The organism is Pseudoalteromonas sp. TB51 (genome assembly GCF_000498055.1).
Classification (GTDB): Bacteria; Pseudomonadota; Gammaproteobacteria; order Enterobacterales; family Alteromonadaceae; genus Pseudoalteromonas; species Pseudoalteromonas atlantica.
On the sequence record NZ_AUTO01000266.1, the window covers coordinates 1 to 4,762 of the forward strand.

Here is a 4,762-nt window from a genome sequence, read left to right on the forward strand (position 1 = left end):
AAAGTGGTGGGCGCAGGAGGATTCGAACCTCCGACCGCCTGGTTCGTAGCCAGGTACTCTATCCAGCTGAGCTATGCGCCCACTTTCATTAGTTACTTGTTTATACTCTAAGTTAGAGTGTTGTAAAAGTAGTGGCGCAGGACGTAAATTCTAAGAGTGAACCTCCGACCGCTTGGCTTTAGCCAACACTTTCTACTTGTTTATACTCTAAGCAGAGTGTTGTAAAAGTGGTGGGCGCAGGAGGATTCGAACCTCCGACCGCCTGGTTCGTAGCCAGGTACTCTATCCAGCTGAGCTATGCGCCCACTTTTACTGTTTGCTTATTTATACTCTAAGCAGAGTGTGTAAAAATTGCTGGAAGCAGGACGTATCTTGTAAGAATGAACCTCCGACCGATTTGGTTTTAAACCAAACACTTTAACTTATTTATACTCTAAGCAGAGTGTGTAAAGAGTGGTGGGCGCAGGAGGATTCGAACCTCCGACCGCCTGGTTCGTAGCCAGGTACTCTATCCAGCTGAGCTATGCGCCCAATCTTTACTTTACAAGACTGCCATTAAAAGAAATGGTGGAGAAGGAGGGATTCGAACCCTCGATAGAGCTACAAACTCTATACTCCCTTAGCAGGGGAGCTCCTTCGGCCACTCGGACACCTCTCCGTCTTGTGGGGCGTATAATAAAGATTTCAGAAAATATGTCAAACACTTTTATGCCAAAAATGACTATCTGGTTACAGAACGCACATAAGTCAGCTTTAATTGTATAATTGGTTTGAAAAGTAAACGATTTAAATATTTTTGTCTTGTGGATTAACGCCCATTAAAGGCACTAAATCATCTTTGAGCTGCGCTAAATATTGCTCTTGGTAACCTAATTGCTGAAACTCAGCAATACAGGCTCGGTAATAAGCTTGTCGCTTTTGCTCTGTGGTGTCAGTTTCTGGCGATTCTTCAACTCGGTTGTCTTTCATATTATATTCTAAGTCCATTTGAGAATTCATATTTAGAGTGCTATTTTAACCCAGCTCAAAATTTTGGCGTATTTTAGCTAAGTTTTTTACATAAATACAACATAATGTTTAAAAAACAGTCATAAAATTACGTTATAGCACTGTTATTAAGGTCATTTAAAACAAGGCTACATTAAATAACCCAATCTGAATTAACTATTAATAAGTACTAATAACTAGCTTTAAAATTTAGTTTAGTACTAATTAATTAAAAAGCGAACAATCTTATCCTCTCTTTCGTCTGTTTTTATAAAGCAATTTACTCTCCAACTTTTTCTGCATTGGCGCTTATTTTTATACTCACACAAAAACGCCGCTAAAATTTAGCGGCGTTTATCACATTTATTTTGTTAAAGCTTAGTCAGCTTGTGGGCGCATATGCGGGAACAAAATAACATCTTTAATGGTTGGTGAATCAGTAAATAACATTACTAAGCGGTCAATACCAATACCTTCACCGGCAGTAGGCGGTAAGCCGTACTCTAGTGCGCGTATGTAGTCTTCATCGTAATGCATTGCTTCATCATCGCCGGCGTCTTTTTCTTCAACTTGGCGAGTAAAGCGCTCTGCTTGATCTTGTGCATCGTTAAGCTCCGAGAAGCCATTTGCAAGCTCACGTCCGCCAACAAAAAACTCAAAGCGGTCGGTAACAAATGGGTTTTCGTCGTTACGGCGCGCAAGTGGCGATACTTCCCACGGGTAGCCTGTAATAAATGTAGGTTGGATAAGCATATGCTCAGCCGTCTCTTCAAATATTTCACATAAAAACTTACCTGGGCCCCATACACAATTTTCAGGAATTTTAACGTGCACTTGTTTAGCGTACGCTTTTAATTCTTCAAAGTGGTTTTCTGGGTCATTAAATACCGCAGCATCAAACTCAGGGTTATATTTTAAGATAGCATCAGCCATGCTTAGGCGCTCAAACGGTTGGCCAAAGTCGTACTCTACTGAGTCGATAACTTCGCCGTTTTCATCTTTAGTGGTATTAACAACTATTGGGCTACCTAAAACGTTTGTTGCAACTGTACGTAGCATGTCTTCGGTAATGTTCATCAGGTCGATGTAATCAGCGTAGGCTTGGTAAAATTCAATCATAGTGAATTCTGGGTTGTGACGCGTTGATAACCCTTCGTTACGGAAGTTACGGTTAATTTCAAATACGCGGTCAAAACCACCTACTACTAAACGCTTAAGGTAAAGCTCAGGCGCTATACGTAAGTACATGTCTATATCAAGTGCGTTATGGTGAGTCACAAATGGACGCGCAGACGCACCGCCAGGAATAACCTGTAGCATTGGCGTTTCTACTTCCATAAAGTCGCGCTCTGCTAAAAAGCGACGAATACCTTCAACTACTTGTGAGCGAATGCGGAATGTTTCGCGCGTTGCTTCGTTAGTAATTAAATCAACATAACGTTGACGGTACTTGGTTTCTTGATCTGATAAACCATGAAACTTCTCTGGTAATGGGCGTAGTGACTTAGTAAGTAGTTCGTACTCGGTCATTTCTACGTATAAATCGCCTTTACCTGATTTATTAAGCGCACCTTTAACACCAATAATATCGCCAATATCTAGTTGGCCATATTTTGCTTTTAAGTCTTTTTGCACATCTTTAGATGCGTAAGCTTGTACACGGCCTTTCATGTCTTGAATGGCCATAAAAGGACCACGCTTAGCTAAAATACGGCCAGCAATTGATACAACGTGCTTAAGCTCTACTAATTCTTCTTTACTCTTATCACCAAACTCAGCCTGTAAATCAGCCGTGTAATGTTCACGACGGAACTGATTAGGATGACCGTTGGCTGGGCAATTTTCGCGAATAGCGTCTAATTTGCCGCGACGCTCAGCGATTAACTTATTTTCGTCTTGGATTTGATCAGTCATTTTTTAGCTCTTTTTTAGCTTGGTGGTTATAGGCCAGATTTTAGGCTGGCTTCAATAAATTTGTCTAGGTTGCCGTCAAGTACCGATTGCGTATTACGGTTTTCAACGCCAGTTCGTAAATCTTTAATACGTGCATCATCAAGTACGTAAGAACGAATTTGGCTTCCCCAGCCAATATCCGACTTTGCGTCTTCTTGCGATTGCTTTTCAGCATTTTGCTGCTGAAGTTCAAGCTCAAATAATTTTGCTTTTAACTGCTTCATTGCTTGGGCTTTATTTTTGTGTTGTGAACGCTCGTTTTGACACTGAACAACCGTGTTGGTAGGTACGTGAGTAATACGTACTGCCGATTCGGTGGTATTAACGTGCTGACCACCCGCGCCCGATGCACGGTAAACGTCTATACGTAAGTCAGCCGGATTAATATCAATTTCAATATTGTCATCTACTTCTGGGTAAACAAACGCAGAGGCAAACGAGGTATGACGACGACCACTTGAATCAAATGGGCTTTTACGGACTAAACGGTGTACGCCTGTTTCTGTGCGCAGCCAACCATATGCGTATTCGCCTACAAAGCGCACTGTTGCACCTTTAATACCGGCCACATCGCCATCGGTTGCTTCTACTAGCTCAACTTTAAAGCCTTTAGCTTCGCCCCAGCGTAAATACATGCGTAATAACATGTTACACCAGTCTTGTGCTTCAGTACCGCCAGACCCAGACTGTAAATCAAGGTAAGCATCGTTTGCATCGTGAGAGCCCGAAAACATACGGCGAAACTCTAAACCCTCAAGCTGTTTATTTAAGCCTTCAAGTTCAGTTTGCGCTTCAACAAACGTGTCTTCATCTTCTGCTTCTACTGCAAGCTCTAATAAACCTTCTACGTCGTCAGCACCTGCTACTAAGTTGTCGATTGTTTCAACAACGGCTTCTAAGGCTGATTTTTCACGACCAAGTGCTTGTGCGCGCTCAGGTTCATTCCATACGGCTGAATCTTCAAGTTCGGCGTTTACTTCTTCTAGGCGCTCTTGTTTGTGAGCGTAGTCAAAGGTACCCCCGAAGCAGTTCAGTACGTTCGCGAATTTCCTTGATTTGATTAATCACAGGATTCACTTCAAACATGTACATTACTCCAAAATGGCTAGATTATTGCGCGCTAAAATTAGCACTAAACGCAATAAATTATCGTCAAATGATAAAAACGCCCGATTTTAACAAAAAACCGCGCGCTTTATTAGCCTTTTATGCATGCATTGTGCATATTTTTTAATGCACTTTTTCAAGCTCGCGAACAATTAATTGCAGGCTAAACTTACCTCTGAATTCGTTTATGTCGAGCTGATAAGCCACTTTGACATAACGGGCCTCGGTGTCGGGCCATGCTTTTACATCTATTCCAAATGCAATAGCGTCAACTAAGCGTCCAGATTGATGTTTAAGCACCAGCTTTAAGTGCTTTTCGCCTACTATACGCTGCTGAATAACTTCAAAGGTGTGCTCAAATACCGGCTCTGGGAATTGCTGCCCCCATGGGCCTGATTGCTTTAATAGCTGAGCAAAGTCCATTGTAAAGCACTCGTTTGGCAGCTCGCCATCGGTAAACACAATGCAGCGTTTACTTTCTTCGCTTAACTGCGCGCTTACAGCTGCATTAAACGCGTTTTTAAAGTCATTAAAATTTTGCTCATCAATACTTAGTCCTGCCGCCATGGCGTGGCCGCCAAATTTATTAATTAAGTGCGGGTCGGCGGTATTTAGCCCTTCGAGTAAATCGCGCATGTGCAGCCCTTCAATAGAGCGGCACGAGCCTTTTATTTCACCGTTTTCGCCACCGGCAAAAATAACGGTTGGGCGGTGG

Annotated in this window: 4 protein-coding genes and 4 tRNA genes; all 8 read right to left on the reverse strand. The window is 42.3% G+C overall.

Annotated features, from left to right (window positions below; translation table 11 throughout):
• Positions 1–4 precede the first annotated feature (4 nt).
• Positions 5–81 (reverse strand) — tRNA-Arg (locus tag L650_RS0115655).
• A 147-nt stretch (positions 82–228) separates the two neighbouring features.
• Positions 229–305: transfer RNA gene (locus tag L650_RS0115660), tRNA-Arg, on the reverse strand.
• A 149-nt stretch (positions 306–454) separates the two neighbouring features.
• Positions 455–531: transfer RNA gene (locus tag L650_RS0115665), tRNA-Arg, on the reverse strand.
• A 34-nt stretch (positions 532–565) separates the two neighbouring features.
• Positions 566–658, reverse strand: a tRNA-Ser gene (locus L650_RS0115670).
• 128 nt (positions 659–786) lie between these two features.
• Complete coding sequence (locus tag L650_RS0115675) at positions 787–969, reverse strand: hypothetical protein (protein ID WP_024031585.1); 183 nt, start codon at positions 967–969, stop codon at positions 787–789.
• Between the two features lie 396 nt (positions 970–1,365).
• Positions 1,366–2,901 carry a lysine--tRNA ligase gene (gene lysS, locus L650_RS0115680; protein WP_004588007.1) on the reverse strand — a complete coding sequence of 512 codons (1,536 nt, stop codon included), beginning with the start codon at positions 2,899–2,901 and terminating at the stop codon, positions 1,366–1,368.
• Positions 2,902–2,927: 26 nt separating this feature from the next.
• A protein-coding gene (gene prfB / locus L650_RS0115685; protein WP_096041210.1) for a peptide chain release factor 2 occupies positions 2,928–4,026 on the reverse strand; the annotation gives its coding sequence in 2 pieces (ribosomal slippage) (positions 2,928–3,950 and positions 3,952–4,026; 1,098 coding nt in all).
• 144 nt (positions 4,027–4,170) lie between these two features.
• Positions 4,171–4,762, reverse strand: a 592-nt coding sequence (locus L650_RS0115695; protein ID WP_029773694.1) for a DHHA1 domain-containing protein, incomplete at its 5' end; no start/stop codon positions are given.

Bases quoted from the DNA above. Each gene is read 5' to 3' on its own strand.
- L650_RS0115675 (WP_024031585.1), bottom strand. From the start codon at position 969: ATGAAAGACAACCGAGTTGAAGAATCGCCAGAAACTGACACCACAGAG.
- lysS (WP_004588007.1), bottom strand. From the start codon at position 2,901: ATGACTGATCAAATCCAAGACGAAAATAAGTTAATCGCTGAGCGTCGC.